A 24662-nucleotide genomic window follows, 5' to 3' on the forward strand; every position below is an offset into this window, starting at 1 on the left:
CATCAGATCTATAGATGCCGACAGGCTATACTAAACGCGGAGACGACAGTTCTTCGCGTTTTTTTTCATTTTCTAAGCTGGAATCGGTCGATGGGCGCTCATGCGTATAGGGCTGCTGGATTGTCGCATACTAAGGGGGCATAACCAATTCAGCAGCAAGGGAGGATCTCACGCATGAGCCGCAGAAGACGCAGTGTAATGTCCGAGGAGCTAAAGTATGAGCTGGCGAAGGATCTAGGTTTTTATGATACGGTGCAAAAGGAAGGCTGGGGCGGCATTCGCGCCAAAGACGCTGGCAACATGGTCAAGCGGGCGATCCAAATGGCAGAGCAGGCCGCAGCGAATGGAATCAATCGGCCTTAACATGGCATCCGTAATGCGAGGCAAAATCAGCAATAATCGGCTAAGAGTCGCCGCTCTTTACATAAGCGGCAGCACTCTTAGCTTTTCTTCTGCCCGTTTGCTATAATATTGGATAAGTTAATGATAGGAACGGGAGAGCTTAGGATGAAAATTTATGAAAAAGCTCCGGCTAAAATCAATTTATTGCTCGATGTGCTTCGCAAGCGAGAGGACGGCTTCCACGAGGTCGAGATGATTATGACGATGGTAGACCTTGCAGACCGCCTTGAAATGCAGGAGCTGCCGCGCGACACGATTATTATATCGAGCCAGGCCGGCTACATACCTTTAGATGAGAAAAACCTGGCGTTTCAAGCGGCACGTCTTATTAAAGACCGCTATGATGTGCGTAAAGGTGTATATATTCATTTGGACAAAAAGATTCCGGTAGCCGCTGGCCTTGCCGGCGGCAGCAGCGACGCGGCAGCAGCCCTTAGAGGGCTGAACAGGCTGTGGGGGCTGAACATTCCCGAGGAGGAGCTGTGCACGCTTGGAGCGGAGCTGGGCTCCGACGTCCCGTTCTGCGTAACGGGCGGTACTGCCATTGCTACCGGACGCGGCGAGCGGCTGGAGCCGATCGAAAGCCCGCCGCAATGCTGGGTCGTCCTTGCGAAGCCGCCAATCAATGTTTCCACCGCAGATGTATACGGCAAGTTTCGGGTAGCGGGCATTGGCCAGCATCCGTCTGCCGCTGACATGGTGTCAGCGATTCAGCGCGGCTCCTTCGCCGATGTGTGCGGGGGATTAGGCAATGTGCTGGAATCGGTCACGCTTGATCTGTACCCGGAGGTGCGCCAGCTCAAGGAGAGCATGATTCGTCTTGGAGCTGATGGCGTGTTAATGTCAGGCAGTGGACCTACAGTATTCGGGCTCGTTTCCAAAGAAGGAAAGCTCCCGCGCATATATAATGGGCTGCGTGGCTTTTGCAAGGAAGTTTACGTGGTAAGAATGCTAACATAAAAGTGACGTTTCCCTTGATTAAATCCGTATAAAAATGTTATATTAACATTATAATATTCGGATTTTAGCAGGGGGAGAATTCCTTGAAAAAGTTAAAACGCAGCGCAAGACTGGTAGAGATGACGCAATACCTGCTAAGTCGCCCACATACGTTAATCTCGCTAACAGCTTTTGCGGACCGCTATCAGTCAGCCAAATCATCCATTAGCGAGGATCTGGCGATCATTAAAGAAGTATTTGAGGAAGAGGGCATTGGCGAGCTGAATACCCTTGCGGGCGCCGCAGGCGGCGTAAAATTCGCACCGAAGATGCATGCCTCGGATGCACTCGACATTATGAATAATATTTGCCGTCAGCTGGAGCAGCCAGAACGGGTGCTCCCCGGCGGTTATTTGTATATGACGGACATGCTTGGCCAGCCTGAGCTGCTAGCCGATATTGGCCGCATGTTCGCGACCGCTTTTGCCGCGAGGAAGATTGATGTCATTATGACGGTAGAAACGAAGGGCATACCGCTCGCTTATGCAACAGCTGCCTGCCTGAACCTACCCGTCGTTATCGTACGCCGGGACAATAAGGTGACGGAAGGCTCTGCGGTCAGCATCAATTACGTCTCTGGCTCGAATAAGCGCATTCAGACGATGTCGCTTGCAAGGCGGGCGCTTAAGGAACAGTCCCGCGTGCTTATTATTGATGACTTCATGAAAGCAGGCGGCACCATTCAAGGGATGATGGATCTGCTCTTTGAATTCAAAGCGACCGTTGCCGGCGTTGGCGTCTTTGTAGAATCGGGCGAGGTGGAGCTCGAAGAGCGTTTATTAGAAGATTATGTGTCGTTAGCCAAGCTGACGGCCGTGGATTTGAAGACCAAGCAGACGACGGTCATTCCGGGCAATTATTTTCGCACGGAATAACGACGATTATAACTAAAGAAGGGTTGGAATAAATGATGTCACAGCATTTAGAACCAAAGGTTATTGCAACAGATAAGGCGCCTGCCGCTATCGGACCTTATTCGCAAGCGATTCAGCTTGGAGGACTTCTTTTTACATCGGGACAAATTCCGCTTAATGCAGCCGGCGAGCTTGTGACGGGCGATATCACGGTGCAGGCGAACCAAGTATTTCGCAACCTGGAGGCTGTACTTGCCGAAGCGGGAGCAACCCTGCAAAATGTAGTGAAGGCAACCGTCTTTATGAAGGACATGGACCAGTTTGTAGCGATGAATGAAGTGTACGCTTCTTACTTTGGCGACCACAAACCAGCACGTTCGGCAGTAGAGGTGGCAAGGCTTCCGAAGGATGTGCTTGTCGAAATTGAAGTGATTGCAGCGATTCCTGTCGAATAGAGTCAAATAAAATTCAAATAGAAAATTTTTTTAAAAATATGCATGTTTTTTCCAAAATAGGAGAAGGAATTGGCACAAAAATGTGGAATATTACACCAAGTCCCAGATAGGCAAAGGTGGTGAACACAAGTGCAAATTACTGATGTAAGACTCCGCCGTGTCAATTCGGAAGGTCGCATGAAGGCTATTGCTTCCATCACGATTGACAACGAATTCGTCGTTCACGATATCCGTGTGATCGACGGAAACAATGGAATGTTTGTTGCAATGCCGAGCAAGCGTACCCCCGATGGAGAATTCCGAGATATCGCTCATCCGATTTCTTCGACCACTCGGGAGAAAATTCAAGCTGCCGTACTCGCTGAGTACGAGCGCGCTGCAACGGAAGAAGAAGTGGCCATTGAAGAGGGTGCTTAATAGCAGCTTCGTTAGAGGGCAAAAATCAGTATCTGCATGAGGGGATAAGGGGGCCAAGGGGGCTCCCTTTTCTTTTTGCCCAAGATGGGATATATTCTTGTAGATAGATCGATGCGGCAGACCGTATATATAATAGGACAACAAAGATTTAGAGCCTAGTAGAGAAAAGCCGCTTTCATGCATGAAGGCGCTTGTGCTTACTGGACTTTTAACTTGGGAGGAATAGCAATTGAAAGTAATGGCGATTGTGCTTGCAGCAGGTCAAGGCAAGCGGATGAAATCCAAACGATATAAAGTGCTCCACCACGTATGCGGCAAGCCGATGGTAGGCCATGTGCTGGACACGGTGAAACAGGCAGCTAGCGAGCGGACGGTTGTCATCGTCGGCCATGGCGCGGAAACCGTTAAAGCTTATTTGGGTGAGCAGGCAGAATATGTGCTGCAGGAGCAGCAGCTCGGTACGGGCCATGCGGTACGCCAAGCTGAGGCGCTGATTGGCGCGGAAGACGGCAAGACGATCGTTATTTGCGGCGATACGCCGCTTGTGCGTGCAGAGACGATCCAGGCGATGCTGGCTTTGCAGCAGTCGAGCGGAGCGGCAGCAACGGTACTGACGGCTTCTTTCGCTGATCCGACTGGCTATGGCCGGATTATTCGCGGCGAGAGCGGCGAGGTAGAGAGAATCGTCGAGCAGAAGGACTGCACGCCAGAGGAAGCAGCGACGAAGGAAATCAACACGGGTACGTATGTGTTCGATAACCGCAAGCTGTTCGAGGCGCTTGCCAAGGTAACAAGCAATAATGCGCAAGGCGAATTTTATTTGACCGATGTCATTGGCATTTTCCGCCAAGCAGGCGAGTCCGTTCAAGGCTATTGCACAGAAGATACGGCGGAAGCGATTGGCATCAATGACCGCGTGGCGCTTGCCGAGGCGGAAGGCTTGATGCGCGCGCGCATTAACCGCAAGCATTTAATTGAAGGTGTTACGATTATAGATACAGCCTCGACTTATATAGAAGCAGATGTGCAAATCGGTGCAGATACAGTGATATACCCAGGAACGGTGCTGCGCGGCTCCACAGTCATTGGCGAGGATTGCATCATTGGGCCTAATGCGGATATTCAGGATTCGGTCATCGGAGACGGCGTCAGCGTAAAATATTCGGTAATCGCCGAATCCGAAGTCGGCAATAAAAGCTCGGTTGGGCCATATGCGAATTTGCGTCCCGGCTCCAAGCTGGGCGAAGACTGCAAAATCGGCGATTTTGTCGAGCTGAAAAATGCTACGCTTGGCGACGGCAGCAAGGTATCGCATTTGAGCTATGTAGGCGATGCGGTAGTCGGTAAAGACGTGAATATCGGCTGCGGCGCGATTACGGTTAATTACGACGGCTTCAATAAGTCGGTAACGGAAATCGGCGATGGCGCGTTTGTTGGCAGCAACGTCAATTTGATTGCTCCTGTGAAGATTGGCGACGGCGCTTTTGTCGTTGCTGGCTCGACGATTACAAAGGATGTGCCGGCAGGTGATCTGGCGGTTGCGCGTGCCCGTCAGGAGAATAAGGAAGGCTATGCCGAGAAGATTCGTACTCGTGCAAAAGCGAAGAAGGAAAAAAGCAAAAAGGGCTGATTTTTATAAAATTCCAGCGGCCTCAAAAAAGGCAGCGCCGTTTAAGTTTGTTTATTTTTTGGCTCATTAGGGTAAAGCTATATGGAATATCACTTTTCTAGGAGGTTTCCATGATGTCTAACTCGATGATTGCCGAAACAAGAACTGCTCTTACAAACGGTGAGCTGCGCTCCCTGAGACAGCGGGGCAAAGTGCCTGCCGTCGTATATGGCAAACAGCTGTCCCAATCCACATCTGTTTTGCTTGAAGAGAAAGAATTGCTGGCTTTGCTCCGTTCGCATCCAAAGGCCGTACTGGAACTGAATATTCCATCCCATGGCAAAAAGCCAGTTATGATAACGGATGTACAGCGTGATCCGGTATCGCGCCAAGTGCTGCATGTGGATTTTCATCAAATTAACATGAATGAAGAAGTGAAGACGCAGGTTCGTATCGACTTCCTCGGTGAAGCGAACGGGGTGAAGGAAGGCGGAATCCTGCAGGTGATGCTCCATGAGCTTGAGGTGCAGTGCTTGCCAGGCAGCATTCCGGATTCCATTGAGCTGAACGTGGCGGATTTGGAGATGGGCAGCAACCTGCTCGTCAGCGATATCGTGGTGCCAAGCGGTGTAGAAGTGAAGTCCGATCCCGAGCAGGTCGTTGTGACTGTGCTGGCTCCTCAGAAGGAAATTTCCGAGGAGGAAGCGGAGGAAGCGGCAGCCGAGTCGTTTGCTCACGAGATACGCTCCGAGGATGCGAAAGAGGTTGGCAGCAGCTCGTAGCTTGCAAGCACGTGGTTCTTAGCTAGTAGCTCGAAGGGCAAGCGTGACTGGCAGCTTCTGCTGGATCATTATATAGGTGTCAAAGAAACGTTTCCATACGATAAAAACGGCTCCATGCATTTGCATGGGGCCGCTTTTTGTTTGCCTGATATGTGAGTTTCCTTCAATCGTCAATGGATGGAAGCGCCTCTCGACGCTAACCTTCTAACCTTGCGAAGCCGGCCATGCTTAGGTGCTTTTTTCGAAAAAGGCTCCCGCCTTCAATTGGTCCACGAATTGCTGGAGCCAAGCGTAATATTGCACGGCATGCCGCAGCTTCTGCAAATCCTCCAGGCAGCGCATACGCTCCTCCTCGCTCGTCTTCATATCCAGAATCAGCTCGCTGAGCAGCGGAATAGTCGATTCGGCCGCTTCCGTCATGACATCCACTTCGTGCTGAAGCTTGGAGGTGAAAAAGTTTTGGAACGTTTTGAAAAAATCGGTCTCCGCCTGATACAGGTCCTGCCGCTCCCGCTTCTCCGGCAGCTTCATAATCATTTGCGACGACATTAACGAGCGCACCGCATAGCTCATATTGCTTTTGCTCATATTCATATGCGCCTTCATCTCGTCAAGTGTCATCGGTTTATCCTCGAAAAACATAATGCCATATAATTGTCCGAACGAATAATTCGCCCCGTATAAATTCATCGTTTGGGCGATTGCGTCAATCATCGTTTGGCGCAAGGCAAGCCGCTGCGTCTCCTGCTCCTCCGTATGGTCTGGCATAACCATCCTCCATTTCTCCCGTCTGCCTCTTGCCCATATTATAGCGAATTCTTAAAAATCCAGCTTTATATTTGTAACTTTACAATAAATTAAGCTGGTGATGACGATGCGTTAATAGTTCTGCGACATAATGAGTATACAATAAATTTTGAATTTATAGATTTTCATTTCGGTAAAACGGGTCATTTGGTCATTAATTAAATTTTTATTGAATGGAGAGTTTGAGTGTTGAAACGGACAGGATGGTTGAATGAGATAAAAGCAGTGCTGTTTACGCTGCCGGCGATGATTCCGATTACGGTGTTCTGGCTGGCACCGCTGGCCTATGTCTTTTATCTGAGCTTCGTGGAATGGGACTTTATGAGTCCGGACAAGCTGTTCGTCGGCTTGGACAATTATGTGTATTTGCTGCAAAATCCCGCCTTCTACCAGTCGCTGAAGGTGACGCTTCTATTCTGTCTTGGCAGCGTGCTGCCTATTATGGCAGGCGGGCTGGGGCTGGCGCTGCTGCTCGGACGCTCGCTTAAAGGCTCCGCTCTATACCGAACTCTCGTATTCGCGCCATGGGTAACGCCAACGGTTGCCGTTTCAATTGTATGGTCTTGGATTTTAGAGCCTAAAGTGGGGCTTGGAAATACGATTTTAGGGGCAATAGGTCTTCCGGCCATTGGCTGGCTGCAAGATCCCAAATGGGCTTTGGTTGGGGTGCTGCTAGTGGGCATCTGGAAATCGGTCGGATGGGCGATGATCTTCTACATTGTAGCGCTGCGAAGCGTGCCGACAGATATGCTGGAGGCGGCGGGGCTCGATGGAGCGGGTGCGATTCAAAAATTTCTGCACGTAACGCTGCCGCTTATCTCGCCAACGACGTTCTTCCTGTTCGTTGTACAGACGATTGAAGCGCTGCAAGCTTACGATTCCATTAATGTACTGACGCAAGGCGGTCCATCAGGCTCTACGCGTACGCTGCTGTATTTGTATTACCAATCGGCCTTCGAATCGTTCCAGGTTGGCGAAGCATCATCGATTTCCATCGTTATGATCGCAATCTGTGTTCTGTTGTCCGTGCTGTCCTTCTCGGTCAGCCGCAAAATGGTGCATTACAACTAGCTAAAAGGGAGGAATTTGGAGTTATGAAGGGTGTTTACCAGGCAGGGCTGGCACTGCGGCATATTAGCCTGCTGGCTATTGCGCTCGCGATGGCATTTCCATTCTATTGGATGATGACGAGCGCGCTGAAGACAAATGATGAGATTTGGCAGTTTCCGCCGACATTATGGCCGGAGCTGCCGCTATGGAGCAACTATGTGGAGGCGTGGCTGGCCGCGCCGTTCGGTCAATATATAGCCAACAGCGTAATCGTTGCGGGCGCCATCGTTCTTTTGCAAATTATAAATTCAGCTATGATGGCTTACGCCTTGACCCATATGAAATTTCGGTTGAAAGGTTTTTTGACCGGCATCATTATGCTCGGTTACATGATTCCAAGCACAGCGGTGTATTTGCCCAGCTATATGATTTTGTCCAAGCTTTATTTGCTGGATTCGTATGCGGGCCTGATTCTATCAAACGCGGTCAGCGTCTTCTCGATTTTTCTAATCAGGCAGGCGTTTCTGCAAGTGTCGCATGAGATGGTGGAGGCCGGGCAAATTGATGGCGCGTCGCACAGCCGGATTTTATGGACGATTATGATGCCGCTGACCCGCGCCTCGTTCGTAGTACTGGCACTTATCACGTTTATCTCGCAGTACAACAACTATTTTTGGCCGATGCTCATTACGAAAAATCCCGATCTCCAGCTCGTATCGGCGGGACTGCGCAGCTTCTTCGTGGAAGGGGGTGCTTACGGGCTGAAATGGCCGCTCATTATGGCGGCAAGCTCCTTCACGATTATCCCGCTCTTGCTGCTGTTTCTGTTCGCCCAGCGGACGATTATGCAGAGTGTTAACTTATCTTCAGGCATTAAGGGGTAGCTTTACGAAATCGACAATATAAATAGTGGAGGAATGGACGATGTTGAGAACAATGAAATGGGCGGGCACGATGTCGCTCACGCTTGCAATGGTGACGCTTAGCGCATGTGGACAGACGGCAGGCACGCAGACGGGTGGAGCGAGCAGCAGCAGTGCGCCTCAGCAATCGGCAGCAGCTTCGGAGGCGCCGAAAGCGCCGGTGCAGATCGAGTTTTGGTATGGCCTTGGCGGCAAGCTGGGCGAAAATGTGGAAGCACTCATTAAGAAATTCAATGAATCGCAAAGCGAAGTTATCGTTAAAGGCGTTGTGCAGGGGGATTACAGCGAAACGGAGCAAAAGCTTCAGGCCGCTATTGCCGCCAATCAGCCGCCTGCTGCGGTGTTGGCCTCCAATGTGGACTGGGCAGCTAAAGGGTATTTTGAACCGCTGGATGACTATATCGCGGCTGCTCCGGATTTTAAGAAAGAAGATTTTATCCAAACGTTTCTGGAGCAAGGACAAGTAGCAGGCAAGCAGTATTTTATGCCGATGTATGGGACGACTCAAGTGATGTATTACCGTCTGGACACATTCGAGAAGGCGGGCATTAAGGCAGAGGACATCAAGACTTGGGAAGACCTGGCGAAGGCGGCGGAAACGATGGCTGTGAAGGATGGCGGCAAAACGACCTTTTATGGCTGGGAGCCGATGTGGGGCTCGGGCAATATGATTGATGCGGCACTTAGCAAAGGCGGTAAAATTTTAAGCGATGATGGCAAAACAGTCGTATTCGATTCGCCGGAATGGATAGAGACATGGGATTTATTCCGCAAATGGCTGCATGAAGATAAAACGATGGCGATTCACTCCGGTGGACAAGGCTGGGAATACTGGTACAAAACGATAGACGACGTCATGAAGGGGCAAGCAGCAGGCTACACGGGCTCCAGCGGCGACCAAGGCGATCTGGATTTCAGCATCGTTGGCGCAATGCAGCAGCCCGGCTGGGAAGGGGTAGGGGAAGGCAAGCCAGTCGCACAGGCCATTATGGCGGGCGTTCCTGCCAAAGCGAAGGATGAGCAGAAGGAAGCGGCCTTTAAATGGTTGTCGTTCTTTACAAAAAGCGAGAATACAGCTGCCTGGTCGATGAACACAGGCTACATTGCCGTCCGTTTGTCCGCGCAGGATGATCCGGCTTTCAAGGCATTCAGCGAAACAAATCCGCAAATCAAAATTCCTTTGCAGCAAGCTTCGCACGGCTCGAAGCCATTCCTTGATCCGACGGGCGGCAAAATCAACGATGCACTGACTGTAGCGGCTGATCAGGTGCAAATCGAGAACATTTCGGCAGAGAAGGCGCTGAAGCAGGCGAAGGAAACCGCACAGCGTGAGCTGGATAAAGCGTTGAAGGGCAAATAAGGGATGGCAGAACATTCAGCTCATTCAGAAGCCCTACAAGCTCTACAAGCCCTACAAGATGGATTGGAGCAAGAGCAGTGGCGAAGCCAGAAGCAAGCTCAAGGGAAGCAGACTACCATTGCTGGCCTTAAGGTTGACGGCGGCAAGCCGTGCGGCGTTGAAGCCATTCTTTTTGATAAAGATGGAACGATTATTGATTTTGTCTCGATGTGGGGGAATTGGAGCGAGCTGTTGGCGAGCCGTTATACAGCGCGACTCGCGGCTAAGGGCTTGCTGCTGCCGAAAGGGGTATTCCCCTCCCTCTGGGGAACCAGCCTGGATGCGGCGGGAAATGTATGCGCGTATGACCGCAACGGGCCGCTCGCGATGGGGACGATGAATGACTTGTATGCCATTGCAGCCTTGCAAGGCTATAAGCTTGGCTTGTCCTGGGGCGAGTCGATGCAGCTAGTCAGGGAAAGCAAGGAAGAGGCTGATAGGGAGCTGAAAAGGCGTAAGTCTGCCATCCCGCTTGTGGGCGTTGTCCCTTTTATTGAGCAGTGCAAGAAAGCGGGGCTGAAGCTCGGCATCGTCACGGCAGATGATACCGAAGCGGCGCGCGAGCATTTGGAGTGGATGGGGCTGCTGCCCCATTTCTCCGTCATCGTAGGAGCGGATCTCGTACCGCGCAGCAAGCCGTATCCCGATATGCTGGAGCTGGCTTGCCAGGAGCTTGGCGTTGCCCCATCGTCGATCGCTATTATTGGCGATACCGATGGCGATATGCGAATGGGGCAGGCGGCGGGAGCGGCACTTTGTATTGGCATAGCGAATCAGGCCGCGAGCGTGCTTCCCTCGGCGGATGTCATTATTGCTTCCTATTCGCAGCTTGCTGTGGAGGAAGCTCATACTGAAGGGTGAGTAAACATTGGGTTATCTATGGCTGGCACTGGCGATTGTGCTGGAATTGTCAGGAACAATATCTATGAAACTTTCGGCGAGCTTTACGCGTGTGGTTCCGTCGATTGCTATGTTTATTTTTTATGGAAGCAGCTTTACGTGCCTGAACTTCGCCCTGCGTTATATGCATGTAAGCGTTGCGTATGCGGTATGGTCAGGCATAGGCATTACGCTCATTACAGGAGCGGGATATATCTGGTTCGGCGAGCGAATCCCGCTTTCAGCTCTGCTATGGGTCGGAGTCATCGTTATCGGGGTAGTTGGGCTGAACATGAGCATTAGCGCGCATGGCGCAGCCGTTAGAGGGAATTAACGGAGTTAGAGCAGCGAAGCGGCTAAGGGAGTAAGGCAGTAAAAGCAGTAAAAGCAGCAAAAGCAGCAAAAGCAGCAAAAACAGCAAAAACAGCAAAAACAGCAAAAACAGCATAGGCGGCAACATCAGCAAAAGGAGTTTTGACCATGAAGAAGGTTAGTTTGTGGTGTGAAAAAGAGACGGCGCCCAGCTTCAGCGAGCCGCTGATGTTTTTTCAAGTCATTACGGATACGCATGTTACGGTTGACCCGAGCCATGTGCATAATCAGCATTTTGAGCGGGCGCTGCTGGATATTCAACAACTGGCGGCTGCTTCGGGCAGCGCTGGCATTATGCATGCCGGAGATATTACGGATCATGGAGATGAAGCGGAATATGCGCAGTTTTCAGCGATTGTCGAGCGTGTTAAGCAGCAGGGCGAGCTTCCACCTATGCTGTATACAATCGGCAACCATGACACTTGGAAGGATTGGGAGCAAGGGCAGGAGCTCGGCAGCTTCAAGCATTTTACAGGGATGACTGCTGTTTATTATGACCGCTGGATAGGCGGCAGCCATTTTATTTTTCTAGGTTCTGAGCTTCAGACGGCTAAAAATGCGGAGCTGTCCAGCACGCAGCTGGCGTGGCTTGCAGAGAAGCTGGAGGAGCACCGCGGGGATTCGCGTCCCGTGTTCCTATTTCTTCATCAGCCGCTGAAAAATACAGTTGCCGGCTCGCTGGAGGAGCAGGAGTGGTACGGCGTGAATCAGGACGAAGAGCTGCGCGCGGTGCTGGCCAGCTGGCCGCAGGTGATATTATTCACCGGGCACACCCACTGGGAACTGGGTGCGCCGCATACGGTGTTTGATGGGCAAGGCGAGATCGCGACCATGTTCAACGCAGCGTCCGTCGCCTATTTGTGGACGGATGAGGATGCGCATAAGGCCGGCAGCCAGGGCTATTATATAGAAGTATACGAGCAGGGCGTGCGTGTCCGGGGCCGTGATTTTGTGGCGCGCCAGTGGATGGAAGCCCAGGACTATTTTGTGCATAACGGTCATGCGGGTGAAAAAGGAAGCTAACTCTGCCATTTTTCGTCTTCAATATTGTTCCAAACGATTGCGCCTGTTTTATTGATGTAGGCTTTCATAGCGGGCGTCTTCGTTTTAGCATTTTCGCGGAGCTCGACGACAGCCAGCTCTCCCCGAAACGGCTCGGCATAGCTATATGCAGCCGTAGGTTTGATCGCATAAGCACCTTGTGGATTGATATAGCCAAAGGATGAGCCTGCTTGAACAGGGGCTAGTCCGTTTGAGAAAGGGCCGCTGGAACTCACGTTCATGGTTGCTCTTTTTCCTTGTTTATCGACGAAAAAGGATTTGCCATTGCGTTCCACGTAGGCAAGACCCTCTGAGAAAGGCTGAACAGCGGTGTAATTGGGCTCGAACAGAAACTCGCCGCTCTTGTTAATAAAGCCGTAGGTGTCTCCAGAAGACACGCGTGCAGCGCCGTCTGTAAACGAATCGGCATAGTAGAAGCGCGCAGGAATAACGACCTTTCCGGTTTTATCAATAAATCCGTATTTGATGGTCACGCCATCCTTGCTTTTTTTCAAATATCCGACTACGGCCATGCCATCTGAAAAGTTAGTCGCACTACTGAACTGATAAGGGATGACGAGCTTGCCCTCTGTATTAATGTAGCCGCTGCCTTTGCCCATCGTCACGATGGCGAGCCCTTCGGAAAATTCACGGGCTTTATGAAAAATAGGCTCGGTCACCTTTTCCCCCTTGGCATTCAAATAACCATACCTCTTCTGCAGCTTTCCATCTGCTCCCTCAACTTTCTCTGTGTAGATGACCCGCTCGTTCTGCATAATGCCAACGCAGCGCGTCTGAGGGCATTCAAACAGCTTCGTTCCTTCAGCCGAAAAATAGATGATCGTCTTCTGTTTATTGTCAGTAACTTGGACTGGTTCATTCGGCTTTAAGGAGAAGGAGCGTGAACCGCCGTCGTATACGGGCTTAATGACGATTTTCCCGCTTTGATTAATGTAGCCGTATTTGCCATCCTTCTTGATCAAATACAAATAATTGCGGGCATCAGCCGCTGGTTTCGTCTCCTTTTGCGAGACTGTGTCATCCGCACTGCTGGCAGAAACCGTGCCTGTAATCAGGCTGGTGATGATGGCAAACATCCATAATGCACGAAATAATCGCATAGGCCTATTTCCTCTCTTATAGCTAGTATGGTTGAATATGGAATGATTATTTTCCATGTTTTATGGACGTTGTTGGGGAGGATTAGGTTGCAGTAGTAGCGTGATATGATCTAGTTTATGAAAGGTTTGTTCATCGAAATGGAATTAAATAGGCTTAAGCAATCAACCTTTGAAACGCCTGATGGCCCGCTGGGATGATCCCGCTGGCGGTCAGGCTTTTTTCACGTGGAACATTTTTCGTAAAAGAGGGGCGCAGCATTATCGATAATTTCGGTCATCTGCTGCAATATATTGCCCGCAATGAAGGAAAATAAGGTAAAATGGAGAACATAACAATCGATAAGGATCGAGACAGCAAGGAGTGAAAGACCGCTATGAAATGGATTGTGGGACTCGGCAACCCTGGATCGCAATATCAGGGAACGAGGCACAACGTTGGATTTATGGTTATTGATGAGCTTGCACGGCGTTGGGGCATCCAAGTGACGCAAAGCAAATGCAAGGCGCTGGTTGGCGAGGGCAATGTGAATGGAACGAAGGTTGTGCTGATCAAGCCGATGACGTATATGAATTTATCAGGAGAATCGGTGCGTTCGTTCATCGATTATTTTAAGTCCGATGTGACCGAAGGGCTCGTCGTTTACGATGATCTCGATACGGAGGTGGGGCGTATCCGTCTTCGATTCCAAGGCGGGCCAGGCGGGCATAACGGTATTAAATCGCTGATTGCGCATTTGGGCACACAGACATTTGACCGGATTCGCATGGGGATTACACGTCCGCAGCCCGGCGGCAACATTGCCGACTATGTGCTGTCCAATTTTCCAAAAAGCGAGCAGGAGCAGTTGAAAACGATGATTGATCAAGCATGCGATGCGGCGGAGTTCTCGCTGAAAGCGTCGTTCGAGGAAACGATGGCGAAGTTTAATCGCTAGCTTGGGGAAAAATGCGTAAAATAGGGTAAAGCCGGGCATACTGAAGGGTATAACGATTCTTCAGGAGGCATACATATGGCTGTAAACTATATTTGCAAACACTGCCGTACGCCTATAGGGACGATTGCAGGCGGGGACGGAATTACCGAGCAGCAGCTGGGGTTCGATTTCTTGACCCTTGAAGAGCGCAGCGATATAATTACGTATGACCAGCACGGAGACGTGACGGTTAAGGTAATTTGCGATTATTGCCGGGAAGCGCTGGAGGCGAATCCTGAGCTGAACTTGATCGCGAGCCCGTTGCAGTAGCTTGAAGGTGGCTTGGAAGTGGTTGGAACAGGTTTAGCTCACAAGTATAGTAAGGCCTTGGCGGCTGGCTGAGGCTTCTTTTCGATGATAGCGATTCATACATGCAAAGCGCTGAGCTCACCTTTTTAGGTGGGCGGTTTTGCTTGAAATTAATTTAAGAGTTTATAAGTGGTCTGTTTATAGAAATGGGGTGCCGAGACGATTGAAAGCGTTAATACAGGCTTTTGCGGCTGATCCGGATGTGCAGTCCATAATAGCCGGAATCCGTTCAGGAATGCGCGAGCAGATGGTATCAGGGCTTGCTGGCTCATCCAGACAAGTGCTGATGGCCGCAGTGAAAGAAGAGATTGACCGTCCGATGCTAGTCGTGACACATAATATGTTTTCAGCGCAGAAAATCGCAGAGGATCTTCAGGAATGCTTCTCTTCGGATACTGTGCTGCTCTATCCCGCCAATGAGCTTGTAGCTGCCGAATCGGCGATCTCGAGTCCTGAGACGCTGGCACAGCGAATGGACGTGCTGATCAAGCTGTCCGAAGGCTTCCGCGGGATTGTTGTCGTCCCCTTTTCCGGTGTGCGGCGCTATTTGCCTGTACGCGGCGTTATGGCAGAAGCGAAAATTACGATTAGTGTAGGCGATGTTCTGCCGATAGACAGCTTCCTAAGAAAAATGACGGGACTTGGCTATGTTCGCGTAGATCGCGTTGAATCCCGTGGTGAAATGAGCGTTCGCGGGGGAATCGTCGATTTTTACCCGTTGACCGAAGCTTCCGCTTTCCGGATTGAATGGTTTGGCGATGATGTCGATTCCATTCGGACGTTTGACGCGGCTGACCAGCGGTCGCAGGATAACATCCAGACGTATACGGTTCCGCCTTGCCAGGAAATTGTCGCGAGCGCAGAGCGCTTTGCATCAGCAGCCAGCCATGCGGCAGCCTTGCTGGAGCAGCAGCTTGGCAAAATGTCCGACCGTACGGCGAAGGAGCGCCTTCGTTCGGAAATCGGCAGCGAGCTGGAGAAGCTGCGCGAGCATATGTATTTCACCGATATTTATAAATATATTTCCTTGCTGTATCCGGAGCGCCAGACCATTATGGACTATATGCCGGAAGATACGCTGCTCATTATGGATGAGCCTACCCGCTTGATCGAAACGGCGAAGCAGCTGGAGCGCGATGAGGCAGAATGGGCAACCCATTTGCTGCAAAACGGCAAGTCGCTGCCAGGTTTTGAGCTTGCATGCAAGTCGGAGGAAGTTTTGTATGGTAAGCGGTTTCCTACGTTGTTCTTATCGCTGTTTTTAAGGCAAATTCCGCATTCGCAGCCGCAAAATATTCTCAATATGACGAGCCGGGCGATGCAAAATTTCCACGGACAAATGAATGTGCTCAAGGCGGAGATGGACCGATGGCGCAAAATTGGGGCCAACGTGCTCATGCTGGCCGGCAATGCAGAGCGCATGGAGCGCATGCGCCGCGTGCTGTTCGATTATAATATTGAGCCGCCTACGCTGCTGGAAGGCAACCTGCAGTCTGGCTTTGAGCTGCCCTCTTCGCATCTGGTCGTCATCACAGAAGGAGAAATGTTCTCCCAGAAGCAGCGCAAGGCGCGCCGTATCGACAAGAAGATAGACAATGCTGAACGAATCAAAAGCTACACCGAGCTGAAGGTTGGCGACTATGTCGTGCATCAGAACCACGGCATCGGCAAATATGTCGGCATCGGCACGCTGGAAATCGCGGGCATTCATAAAGACTATTTGCACATCGTATATGCAGGCGGGGATAAGCTGTCTGTTCCGATTGAACAAGTCGATATGATCCAGAAATACGTCGGCAATGAGGAAAAAGAGCCGAAGATCAATAAGCTGGGCGGCAGCGAATGGACGCGGGCGAAAAGCAAGGTGCAATCTTCGGTTAAGGATATTGCCGATGACTTGATCAAGCTGTATGCGCAGCGCCAATCTGCGCCGGGCTTTGCCTTTGGACAGGATACCGCTTACCAGAACGAGTTTGAGGAAATGTTCCCTTACGATGAGACGCGGGATCAGCTGCGGGCCATTGAGGAAATCAAGCGTGATATGGAGAAGCCGATGCCAATGGATCGTTTGCTTTGCGGCGATGTTGGCTATGGCAAGACGGAGGTTGCTGTACGGGCAGCGTTTAAGGCGGCAATTGAAGGCAAGCAGGTTGCCATTCTCGTGCCGACTACCATTCTTGCGCAGCAGCACTATGAGACGTTCCGCGAGCGCTTCTCCGGTTATCCATTCAATATTCAAGTGCTCAGCCGCTTCCGCTCGCGCAAGGAGCAAAATGATACGATGAAGGGCCTCAAAGCCGGAACGGTCGATGTCGTCATTGGCACGCACAGGCTACTGTCGCAGGACATTGTGTTCAAGGATCTGGGTTTGCTGATTGTCGATGAAGAGCAGCGGTTCGGCGTATCGCACAAAGAGAAGCTCAAGAAGCTGAAAAATAACGTCGATGTGCTGACGCTGACGGCAACGCCGATTCCGCGCACGCTGCATATGTCGATGCTGGGCGTTCGCGATTTATCGGTTATCGAGACGCCGCCGGAAAACCGTTTCCCGGTTCAGACCTATGTGGTCGAATATAACACTGCTCTTGTGAGAGAGTCGATTGAGCGTGAATTGGCCCGTGGCGGCCAAGTCTACTACTTGTACAATCGCGTTCAGGGAATCTACCAGATGGCGGAGCTGATTTCGGAGCTCGTACCGGATGCGAAGGTAGCGGTCGGGCATGGGCAAATGTCAGAGCAGGAGCTGGAGAAGACGATACTCGACTTCCTCGACGGCGAATCCGATGTGCTGGTCAGCACAAGCATTATTGAGACGGGCGTTGATATTCCGAACGTCAATACGCTCATTGTCCATGATTCGGATAAAATGGGCCTGTCGCAGCTTTATCAGCTGCGGGGACGGGTTGGCCGCTCCAATCGGATCGCTTATGCCTATTTCACCTACCAGCGAGATAAAGTGCTGACGGAAGTGGCAGAGAAACGTCTGCAATCCATTAAAGAGTTTACGGAGCTAGGCTCCGGCTTCAAAATCGCGATGCGCGACCTTGCCATTCGCGGTGCCGGCAACCTGCTGGGTGCAGAGCAGCATGGCTTTATTGCGTCGGTCGGCTTTGACTTGTACTCGCAAATGCTTGCCGATGAGATTGGCAAGCGCAAGGCGGAGCTCGATGGCGCCCCTGTGCAGGAAAGCAGAGTCGTCAGCACGCTCATTGATGTCAGTGTAGATGCCTACCTGCCATCCGACTATATTTATGACAGCATTCAGAAGATTGAGATTTACAAGAAGGTGGCTTCGGTACGCTCCTTCGATGAGGCGGATGATCTGACCGAGGAAATCATCGACCGTTTCGGCAACCTGCCGCAGGCGGTAGATAATTTGATGACGGTGGCTAAATTGAAGGTTTATGGCGCGATGTATGGCATTGAGCAGATTAGTCAGCGCAACGATGAACTCGTCGTTCGATTTGCCTCCGCCGAGAAGAAGCGGATCGATAGAAAGCAGGTCGACAAGCTGTGCCTGCATTTTGAAAATCGGTTCCACCAAGGCAGCTCGCTGGAGGACAATCCGGTAGTTACCCTTCGAGGCAAGGGACTCGATATGGATCAGCGTCTGCTGCTGCTTGAGCAGTTTTTGAAGCGTTACGCGGATGCCCGCATTGTGAAGGAGGAGCTGCAGGACACAGCTCCTTGATTTACTGTAAATTCGCAATAGGGCCCACATATCTGTTACAATACAATCAACTTTATGATTTGAGAGGAGATTTCTTAATGTTGCACAACACACGCAAATCGGCATGGCGCAGATTGGCTCTGCTTGTAGTCGCGGCAGTGCTGGTCATGACGGTACTGGCGGCTTGCGGCTCGAAGAAAGAAGAAGGAAACGGTACCTCGTTCAGCGGTACAAGCGAAGGAGCGACTGTTGCTACTTATAAGGACAATGGCAAAGTAACAGAGGCTGAATTCAACAAGTATTTGGCGGTATTTAATTTCTTGCAGCCAGGGTATGAGTCCGTAACGGCTCTGCCGCAGTTCCAGGAGCAATTGCTGCAGCAGTACATTGCTTACAAAATCTTGGCGGCTCAAGCAAGCGAAGAAACGGTGAAACAGGCTACTACAGATACGGACAAGCAGTATGCGGATTTTGAAGCGGCACTGGAGCAGCAAGCCGAGCTGAAGACGCAGCTGGAAGCAAAAAAAATCACGAATAGCGATGTAAAAGCCTACATGAAGCTGATGCTGGTTGTCGTAGACCACATGAAATCCAAAGTGACCGACGAAGAGCTTAAGAAAGAGTTCGAAACGAATATTGCTAAATATTCGACCGTGACCCTTCGTCATATTTTAGTGGCTACAAGCGAAACGGATTCGGAAACGCAAGAAACGAAGGAAATTCGTACGAAAGCAGAAGCGCTGAAAATTGCCAAAGAAGTAAAAGCGAAGCTGGATGAGGGCGGCGACTGGGCGGCTCTTGCTAAGGTCTATTCGGACGACCCGGGCTCCAAAGAAGCTGGCGGTCAATATGCAAATGCGAAGCCAGGCGACTGGGTTGAAAACTTCAAAAATGCAGCTATGACGCAAAAAATCGGCGTAATTGGCGAGCCAGTAGAAACTGAATATGGCTATCATGTCATTTTGGTTGAGAAACGCGATGAGCTGACGTATGACAAGCTTGATGATACGACGAAAGAAGCAGTAGAGAGCGCTGTAGCTTACAGCCACATGAGCACTTTCATGAGCGAAGATATGAAAAATCAAGAAGTGAAAATTACACTGCCTGAGCAATCTCCTGCCCCAGGTGCAGAGCAATCCCCGGCAGCAAGCGATGATGCGAAAGCAACTGATGATGCTGCTGCGGCATCGCAAGCGCCAGCTGCATCGGCTTCGCCTAGCGCGTCGGTAGAACCGTCCGCATCGCCTGCGACGAAGTAATAAACGCCTATCGCGCATGCATGCGATAAGCTTTAAGGATACGCAAAAATCCCCATGTCCAGCTAAAGAGCTGACGGCATGGGGATTTTTGCTGTGCCTGCTTGGCGCACGCGTTTAGCCATGCGAGAAGCGCTGGCGATATTGGCGCGGCGAGAGCCCCTCATAACGCGAGAAGCAGGAGGTGAAATAGGCAGGCTGATTGAAGCCGACCTCCTCGGCAATGCGGGCGACTGCAAGGTCCGTTTGAAGCAGAAGCAGCTTGGCCTGCTCCAAGCGGAAGCGCATTAAATAATCGAAGGGCGCGCAGCCGAACTCTTTTTGCATGCATCTGGCAATGTAGACAGAATGAAAGTTAACGGCCTCGCTTAGCTCCTGTGCGGTTATGTTATCACGGTAGTGCTCACGCAAATACGAGGCGGCTTGCTCGGCGCAATACGCGGAGGGAGAAGGTCCAGTTACCTCCAAGGAGGCGGAAAGCTGCTCCATAATTTCCTGGAAAGCGAGCTGCTGCTTCCACTTGACGCCGGGAATATGATCATTCGTATTCAACTGTACAAGCTGCCGCAGCAGGCTGTCCATGCGGGAAGGCTGGAGCAGTTTTGCAAATTGCGGGAGTTGTTTTGTAAAGGTTGGCATCGTGTAATAGTTATTATTTTGTATACGCTCAAGGCTGCCGCCGCCAGCCTGCTGATCGGCGAGCCTTTCTGAAACGCTCCATGCTCCGGTCGTCTGGAAATGAATCCAGAAGTAAGCTGTAGTTTCTTGGCATGCCATTGTCGCATAATGGTAAGCATCGGGCCGCAAAATGAGCGCATGACCAGCATGCACCTCATATTCCCGCTCCTCTTCACCGATATAAAGGCAGCCTTTCGTCACGACGAGCAGGTCGAACACGCCAATATTTCTTCTGCTCGGGTGTCTGCGTCCTGCCGGGGCGATGGAGAGGCCGCCTATAATGTAATGGGGAAGCGGGGGAATCGTCAAATGAATCATCGTCATGTGGCCGTGCTTCCTCCTTGCTGTGAAGTTTGTATCTTAATAGTTTCGGTTTTGAAAATGATACATCATGCTCAGTATAGCATCTATAATTTGAGATGACGAATGATACAAGAGCAGCGGAAGAGCGAGCAAGGCTGGCTCCAGAGGGAGATAGGAAAATGGCAGTAACGAACAAAAAATTTTCGCTGTGGCTGCTGGCATGGCCGATTTTTATTGAATTATTTTTACAATTTTTGCTAGGTGCGGCAGATACGCTGATGGTAAGCCGGATTTCCGATCAGGCGGTTGCCGTTGTCGGCTTCTCCAATCAGCTGTTTCAGGCGCTCACGACGCTGTTTATTACAGTGGCGAGTGGAGCCGGCATTCTCATTGCCCAAAAGCTGGGCTCTCGCAAAAGCGAGGAAGCACGGACGATTGCGATAATGGCAGTCAGTGTGAGCGGCATAATTGGGATTGGGCTAAGCATCGTACTGTATACGATGCCGGAGCAAATTGCTTCGCTGCTCAAGCTGCCAGAGCATTTAATGCCGCTTGCTGAAACTTATATTTCCATCGTAGGCGGGGGCATGATGCTCATTTCCTTGATGGCGGCGCTTAGTACGGCGATTCGCAACACCGGCAATACAAAGGGACCGATGTATACAGCCATTGGCATGAACATTGTACATGTGGTTCTCAACTATGCGTTTATTTTTGGCGCGTTCGGCTTCCCGGAGTGGGGGCTGAAAGGGGTAGCGATATCGACGGTCATCTGTCGTCTGCTCGCCGTCACGGTGCTGTTTGTTATGTTCATGCATGCCTTTGAACATACGATTCGGATTCGCGATCTTGCAAAATTCAGCCGCAAGCTGTTTGGCGATGTGCTGAGAATCGGTTGGCCGCTTGGCGTCAATATGTCCTGCTGGGTGTTTACGCAGCTGCTTATTTATACTTTTTTGGCGATGCTCGGCACGAATGAGCTGGCAGCTCGAACGTATTTAAATACACTGGAATCGTTTTGCTTTATGCTGGGCTATTCCATTGCTTTGGCTGTGCAAATTCAAATTGCTCATTTGTATGGAGCGGGAAGAATTAAAGAAGCTTATGGCATAGCGTATCGCGCCATGTGGATCGGGCTTGCCATCGTTACGGTCAATGCCACGCTTATCTTCTTATTCGGCAAGCAGCTGCTCGGTTTATTTACGCAAAATCATGAAATAATAGCGCTCGGCGTCTCTCTGCTAGGACTTAACCTAATCTTGCAGCCAGGCAAAATGGTCAATATGGCGATGGGAAATGCGCTAAACGCAGTCGGTGACACAAGGTTTACGATGTGGAGCTCGCTAATCTCCATGTGGCTCATTGCAACGGGGCTGGCCTACTGGGTCGGCATCGAGATGGGCTGGGGTCTGCTCGGCATTTATGCCTGCATGATTTTGGATGAGTACATTCGGGGCACACTTGCTCTGCTGCGCTGGCGGGGTAGGAAATTTCTGCTCAAAGCTGAGCGGCAGCATGAACTGGAGCATAAGGCTGCACAAGGTTTAGCAGCGGGTTCGGGTGCACTTGCTAAGTAATGACGGGCTCAGAGCTTTGAAGTGCCGTTCAAGATTAAGCGATGATAAATACAGACGCAACAAAAGGAAATCGTATCAATAAACAATAGATAGAGCAGCTATGCGCTAAGCGTATAGCTGCTTTTTTGTGCTTGAGAACAAGAGCAGCGAATGATCAAGGGGCATAGCGCTACGCAAAAGCAAGTTGGAAGTCTAATTTCATGTTAGATAAAATAACTTTAATATAAAGGGGAGAGTAAGGCGATGCGCAAATGAGGCGCTGGAATCATCTTTCGACTGAATAATTATGTCATAAAAACAAGTTTTTTGTCGAATGAAATAGAATCAGAAAAAGTTGTGTTAGATATATTGACATGAGATAAATTGCCAATCTATAATGAACCTGCGAACGTTGCCTCTGAACGAACGATCCATACATAATTTCTCTTAACGTTCGGTTTTTAGATAGCTCTTATACAAATAATGCTTAACTTAGGGGAGTGGAGAAATGAAAAACAGAAATGTAATTCAAGCGGGAATGATCTTATTGCTTATTAGCCTTGTAGTGTCGGCATGCGGGGGGAATAAAGAGACAGCCTCAACCACACCTTCGGAAACCGCGGGGGGAAGTAGTGGAACTGCGGCGGCAGAAGGCATTAAAGTAGGGATTCTGCACTCGCTCAGCGGTACGATGGCGATTAGTGAAGTGTCCGTAAGAGATGCAGAGCTGATGGCCATTGAAGAAATTAATGCAGCAGGCGGCGTACTGGGCCAGCAAATTATTCCGGTCGTTGAAGATGGAGCATCGGATTGGCCGACCTTTGCCGAGAAAGCACGCAAGCTGATTTCCGAAGATAAGGTGGCGACGGTGTTCGGGGGTTGGACCTCCTCGAGCCGCAAGGCGATGAAGCCGGTATTTGAAGAATTGAATGGACTGCTCTGGTATCCGGTGCAATATGAGGGGCTGGAGGCATCGCCGAACATTTTCTACACGGGAGCGACGACGAACCAGCAGATTGTGCCAGCTGTTGACTGGCTCCTCGAAAATCGCGGCAAAAAAATGTATCTGCTCGGATCAGATTATGTATTTCCACGCACGGCTAATCTGATTATTAAAGAACAGCTCAAGGCTAAGGGCGGAGAACTGGTTGGTGAGGAATACACGCCGCTAGGACATACGGATTACAGCACCATTATTAGCAAAATCAAAGAAGCAAAGCCGGACATCGTATTTAACACGCTGAACGGCGATAGCAACGTCGCTTTCTTCAAGCAGCTGAAGGATGCAGGCATTTCCGCAAAGGATTTGACGACATTGTCGGTATCGGTAGCGGAGGAGGAAATCCGCGGCATCGGTGTTGATGTGCTGGAAGGGCATTTAGCGGCATGGAACTACTATCAGACGACGGATACCCCGGCCAATACGGCTTTTGTAGCGAATTATAAGAAGAAATTTGGCGAGGATCGTGTGACGGCTGACCCGATTGAAGCTGGATACACAGCAGTGTACTTATGGAAAGCAGCCGTAGAGAAGGCGGGTTCTACTGATGTTGCCAAAGTAAAGGAGGCTGCGAAGGAGCTGGAGTGGGATGCGCCAGAAGGCAAGGTGCGCATTGACGGCGAGACGCAGCATATTTACAAAACCGTAAGGATTGGCGAGGTTCAAGCAGACGGACAGTTTAAAGAGCTGTGGAATTCCGGTGAAGCCGTGAAGCCAGACCCCTATTTGAAAAGCTATGAATGGGCTGCAAGCATACAGCCATCTGAGTAGGAAATTTAGGCTCGGCTCATGCTTTCGGAACGCCCCTTGGGCTTGAAATGCCTATAACAGCAGCGGGATAATGGCGATGGCGCAAGCCATCGCAGGAGGTGAAGAGCGGAATGGACGTATTTATTTTGCAGCTGTTCAATGGCATTAGTGTAAGCTCGATTTTGCTGCTTATCGCACTGGGGCTGGCCATTACGTTCGGCTTAATGAAGGTCATTAATATGGCCCACGGCGAGCTGATTATGATTGGCGCTTATTCCACCTATTTGACGCAAAATCTGTTTCACGCCTATATGCCGGGCTCCTGGTTCAACTGGTATTTTGTTTTATCAATTCCGGCGAGCTTCCTGATTGCATTCTTGTTTGGCCTTTTGCTGGAAGTCAGCCTGATTCGCCATCTGTATGGCAGGCCGCTTGACAGCTTGCTGGCAACCTGGGGCGTAGGCCTTGTACTTCAGCAGCTAGCACGGTCCATATTTGGCGCTCCCAATGTGGCGGTGACCAGCCCTTCATGGCTGAATGGCGGCATGCGCATATTGAACGATGTCGTGCTTCCTTACAAAAGGCTGTTCATTGTCGGCTTGGTCGCGGCCTGTCTGATCGCCATGTACTTCTATATTTACCGCAGCCTTGAAGGGCGACGCATGCGTGCCGTTATGCAAAATCGCGATATGGCGGCGTGCCTTGGCGTATCGACCCGCCGCGTAGATGCAATGACCTTCGCGATTGGCTCAGGTATCGCAGGAATTGCGGGCTGTGCCTTAACGCTGATGGGGCCAATCGGCCCTTCTCTGGGCACCTATTATATTGTTGATGCGTTCATGGTCGTCGTGCTTGGCGGTGTCGGCAAGCTGGTTGGTACGGTGCTTGGCGCACTCGGGATCGGCGTATTTAATACAATGTTTGAATATTGGACGAATGCTTCGCTCGGCAAGGTGCTGGTGTTCCTATGCATAGTGGCGTTCCTGCAATGGCGTCCTTCCGGATTTGTGGCAATGCGTACACGCTCGCTTGATTAATAGGGAAAGGGGTGACGGG

Annotated in this window: 23 protein-coding genes; 20 read left to right on the forward strand and 3 right to left on the reverse strand. The window is 50.7% G+C overall.

All coding sequences use genetic code 11. The annotated features are described in order from the left end of the window. Positions 1-174 precede the first annotated feature (174 nt). The 7 genes from AC50Y5_RS31085 (at position 175) to AC50Y5_RS31115 (ending at position 5518) form a co-directional block, all read left to right on the forward strand. Positions 175-363 carry a small, acid-soluble spore protein, alpha/beta type gene (locus AC50Y5_RS31085; RefSeq protein WP_056034932.1) on the forward strand — a complete coding sequence of 63 codons (189 nt, stop codon included), beginning with the start codon at positions 175-177 and terminating at the stop codon, positions 361-363. 144 nt (positions 364-507) lie between these two features. Beyond that, on the forward strand, positions 508-1362 hold the full coding sequence (ispE, locus tag AC50Y5_RS31090; RefSeq protein WP_056034929.1) for a 4-(cytidine 5'-diphospho)-2-C-methyl-D-erythritol kinase: 855 nt from the start codon (positions 508-510) through the stop codon (positions 1360-1362). An 83-nt stretch (positions 1363-1445) separates the two neighbouring features. Next, on the forward strand, positions 1446-2276 hold the full coding sequence (gene purR, locus AC50Y5_RS31095; protein WP_046234486.1) for a pur operon repressor: 831 nt from the start codon (positions 1446-1448) through the stop codon (positions 2274-2276). A gap of 35 nt (positions 2277-2311) precedes the next feature. Continuing rightward, positions 2312-2710, forward strand: coding sequence for a RidA family protein (locus tag AC50Y5_RS31100; RefSeq protein ID WP_056034997.1), 399 nt, complete (start codon positions 2312-2314; stop codon positions 2708-2710). Positions 2711-2839: 129 nt separating this feature from the next. Then, complete coding sequence (spoVG, locus tag AC50Y5_RS31105; protein ID WP_020620824.1) at positions 2840-3127, forward strand: septation regulator SpoVG; 288 nt, start codon at positions 2840-2842, stop codon at positions 3125-3127. Positions 3128-3356: 229 nt separating this feature from the next. Continuing rightward, positions 3357-4757: a bifunctional UDP-N-acetylglucosamine diphosphorylase/glucosamine-1-phosphate N-acetyltransferase GlmU gene (gene glmU / locus AC50Y5_RS31110; RefSeq protein WP_056034926.1), complete on the forward strand. Its 1401-nt coding sequence runs from the start codon at positions 3357-3359 to the stop codon at positions 4755-4757. 110 nt (positions 4758-4867) lie between these two features. Next, positions 4868-5518: a 50S ribosomal protein L25 gene (locus tag AC50Y5_RS31115; RefSeq protein ID WP_327204917.1), complete on the forward strand. Its 651-nt coding sequence runs from the start codon at positions 4868-4870 to the stop codon at positions 5516-5518. A gap of 228 nt (positions 5519-5746) precedes the next feature. Here AC50Y5_RS31115 and AC50Y5_RS31120 read toward each other — a convergent pair whose 3' ends face one another. Next, a complete protein-coding gene (locus AC50Y5_RS31120; protein WP_056034994.1) occupies positions 5747-6286 on the reverse strand; it encodes a GbsR/MarR family transcriptional regulator in 540 nt (179 codons plus the stop codon). Between the two features lie 285 nt (positions 6287-6571). Between AC50Y5_RS31120 and AC50Y5_RS31125 the strand changes: the two genes are divergently transcribed. From AC50Y5_RS31125 to AC50Y5_RS31150, 6 genes are all read left to right on the forward strand, one after another. Beyond that, positions 6572-7396 carry a carbohydrate ABC transporter permease gene (locus AC50Y5_RS31125; protein ID WP_494865546.1) on the forward strand — a complete coding sequence of 275 codons (825 nt, stop codon included), beginning with the start codon at positions 6572-6574 and terminating at the stop codon, positions 7394-7396. 23 nt (positions 7397-7419) lie between these two features. Then, positions 7420-8259, forward strand: coding sequence for a carbohydrate ABC transporter permease (locus AC50Y5_RS31130; protein ID WP_056034919.1), 840 nt, complete (start codon positions 7420-7422; stop codon positions 8257-8259). Between the two features lie 40 nt (positions 8260-8299). Beyond that, positions 8300-9658, forward strand: coding sequence for an ABC transporter substrate-binding protein (locus AC50Y5_RS31135; RefSeq protein WP_494865464.1), 1359 nt, complete (start codon positions 8300-8302; stop codon positions 9656-9658). 3 nt (positions 9659-9661) lie between these two features. Next, on the forward strand, positions 9662-10558 hold the full coding sequence (locus AC50Y5_RS31140; RefSeq protein WP_494865466.1) for an HAD family hydrolase: 897 nt from the start codon (positions 9662-9664) through the stop codon (positions 10556-10558). Positions 10559-10565: 7 nt separating this feature from the next. After that, complete coding sequence (locus AC50Y5_RS31145) at positions 10566-10910, forward strand: DMT family transporter (protein WP_046234480.1); 345 nt, start codon at positions 10566-10568, stop codon at positions 10908-10910. 146 nt (positions 10911-11056) lie between these two features. Continuing rightward, positions 11057-11971 carry a metallophosphoesterase family protein gene (locus AC50Y5_RS31150; protein ID WP_056034909.1) on the forward strand — a complete coding sequence of 305 codons (915 nt, stop codon included), beginning with the start codon at positions 11057-11059 and terminating at the stop codon, positions 11969-11971. Here AC50Y5_RS31150 and AC50Y5_RS31155 read toward each other — a convergent pair. Further along, on the reverse strand, positions 11968-13110 hold the full coding sequence (locus AC50Y5_RS31155; protein WP_494865469.1) for a WG repeat-containing protein: 1143 nt from the start codon (positions 13108-13110) through the stop codon (positions 11968-11970). The genes AC50Y5_RS31150 and AC50Y5_RS31155 overlap by 4 nt on opposite strands. A 374-nt stretch (positions 13111-13484) precedes the next feature. Here AC50Y5_RS31155 and pth point away from each other — a divergent pair, with 374 nt between their 5' ends. From pth to AC50Y5_RS31175, 4 genes are all read left to right on the forward strand, one after another. Then, positions 13485-14045 (forward strand): aminoacyl-tRNA hydrolase, encoded by a 561-nt coding sequence (gene pth / locus AC50Y5_RS31160; RefSeq protein WP_494865471.1) that lies wholly within the window; start codon positions 13485-13487, stop codon positions 14043-14045. A gap of 75 nt (positions 14046-14120) precedes the next feature. Beyond that, positions 14121-14354, forward strand: coding sequence for an anti-sigma-F factor Fin (fin, locus tag AC50Y5_RS31165; RefSeq protein ID WP_056034901.1), 234 nt, complete (start codon positions 14121-14123; stop codon positions 14352-14354). Positions 14355-14556: 202 nt separating this feature from the next. Further along, a complete protein-coding gene (gene mfd, locus AC50Y5_RS31170) occupies positions 14557-18084 on the forward strand; it encodes a transcription-repair coupling factor (RefSeq protein WP_494865474.1) in 3528 nt (1175 codons plus the stop codon). Positions 18085-18161: 77 nt separating this feature from the next. Beyond that, positions 18162-19322 (forward strand): peptidylprolyl isomerase, encoded by a 1161-nt coding sequence (locus tag AC50Y5_RS31175; protein ID WP_494865476.1) that lies wholly within the window; start codon positions 18162-18164, stop codon positions 19320-19322. A gap of 114 nt (positions 19323-19436) precedes the next feature. Here AC50Y5_RS31175 and AC50Y5_RS31180 read toward each other — a convergent pair whose 3' ends face one another. Continuing rightward, positions 19437-20321 carry an AraC family transcriptional regulator gene (locus tag AC50Y5_RS31180; RefSeq protein WP_494865478.1) on the reverse strand — a complete coding sequence of 295 codons (885 nt, stop codon included), beginning with the start codon at positions 20319-20321 and terminating at the stop codon, positions 19437-19439. A 158-nt stretch (positions 20322-20479) separates the two neighbouring features. Between AC50Y5_RS31180 and AC50Y5_RS31185 the strand changes: the two genes are divergently transcribed. The 3 genes from AC50Y5_RS31185 (at position 20480) to urtB (ending at position 24643) form a co-directional block, all read left to right on the forward strand. Continuing rightward, entirely contained in the window at positions 20480-21877 is a 1398-nt protein-coding gene (locus AC50Y5_RS31185; protein ID WP_494865480.1) for an MATE family efflux transporter, read from the forward strand. 487 nt (positions 21878-22364) lie between these two features. Next, positions 22365-23627, forward strand: coding sequence for an urea ABC transporter substrate-binding protein (gene urtA / locus AC50Y5_RS31190; RefSeq protein WP_056034886.1), 1263 nt, complete (start codon positions 22365-22367; stop codon positions 23625-23627). 110 nt (positions 23628-23737) lie between these two features. Further along, positions 23738-24643 (forward strand): urea ABC transporter permease subunit UrtB, encoded by a 906-nt coding sequence (gene urtB / locus AC50Y5_RS31195; protein ID WP_056034884.1) that lies wholly within the window; start codon positions 23738-23740, stop codon positions 24641-24643. The last annotated feature ends 19 nt before the right edge of the window (positions 24644-24662 follow it).

Source organism: Paenibacillus sp. JT22N7 (genome assembly GCF_059383875.1).

Coding starts and splice junctions, on each gene's coding strand:
- AC50Y5_RS31085 (WP_056034932.1), top strand. CDS start 175: ATGAGCCGCAGAAGACGCAGTGTAATGTCCGAGGAGCTAAAGTATGAG.
- ispE (WP_056034929.1), top strand. CDS start 508: ATGAAAATTTATGAAAAAGCTCCGGCTAAAATCAATTTATTGCTCGAT.
- AC50Y5_RS31100 (WP_056034997.1), top strand. CDS start 2,312: ATGTCACAGCATTTAGAACCAAAGGTTATTGCAACAGATAAGGCGCCT.
- AC50Y5_RS31115 (WP_327204917.1), top strand. CDS start 4,868: ATGATGTCTAACTCGATGATTGCCGAAACAAGAACTGCTCTTACAAAC.
- AC50Y5_RS31120 (WP_056034994.1), bottom strand. CDS start 6,286: ATGCCAGACCATACGGAGGAGCAGGAGACGCAGCGGCTTGCCTTGCGC.
- AC50Y5_RS31125 (WP_494865546.1), top strand. CDS start 6,572: ATGATTCCGATTACGGTGTTCTGGCTGGCACCGCTGGCCTATGTCTTT.
- AC50Y5_RS31130 (WP_056034919.1), top strand. CDS start 7,420: ATGAAGGGTGTTTACCAGGCAGGGCTGGCACTGCGGCATATTAGCCTG.
- AC50Y5_RS31135 (WP_494865464.1), top strand. CDS start 8,300: ATGTTGAGAACAATGAAATGGGCGGGCACGATGTCGCTCACGCTTGCA.
- AC50Y5_RS31140 (WP_494865466.1), top strand. CDS start 9,662: ATGGCAGAACATTCAGCTCATTCAGAAGCCCTACAAGCTCTACAAGCC.
- AC50Y5_RS31150 (WP_056034909.1), top strand. CDS start 11,057: ATGAAGAAGGTTAGTTTGTGGTGTGAAAAAGAGACGGCGCCCAGCTTC.
- AC50Y5_RS31155 (WP_494865469.1), bottom strand. CDS start 13,110: ATGCGATTATTTCGTGCATTATGGATGTTTGCCATCATCACCAGCCTG.
- pth (WP_494865471.1), top strand. CDS start 13,485: ATGAAATGGATTGTGGGACTCGGCAACCCTGGATCGCAATATCAGGGA.
- fin (WP_056034901.1), top strand. CDS start 14,121: ATGGCTGTAAACTATATTTGCAAACACTGCCGTACGCCTATAGGGACG.
- AC50Y5_RS31175 (WP_494865476.1), top strand. CDS start 18,162: ATGTTGCACAACACACGCAAATCGGCATGGCGCAGATTGGCTCTGCTT.
- AC50Y5_RS31180 (WP_494865478.1), bottom strand. CDS start 20,321: ATGACGATGATTCATTTGACGATTCCCCCGCTTCCCCATTACATTATA.
- AC50Y5_RS31185 (WP_494865480.1), top strand. CDS start 20,480: ATGGCAGTAACGAACAAAAAATTTTCGCTGTGGCTGCTGGCATGGCCG.
- urtA (WP_056034886.1), top strand. CDS start 22,365: ATGAAAAACAGAAATGTAATTCAAGCGGGAATGATCTTATTGCTTATT.
- urtB (WP_056034884.1), top strand. CDS start 23,738: ATGGACGTATTTATTTTGCAGCTGTTCAATGGCATTAGTGTAAGCTCG.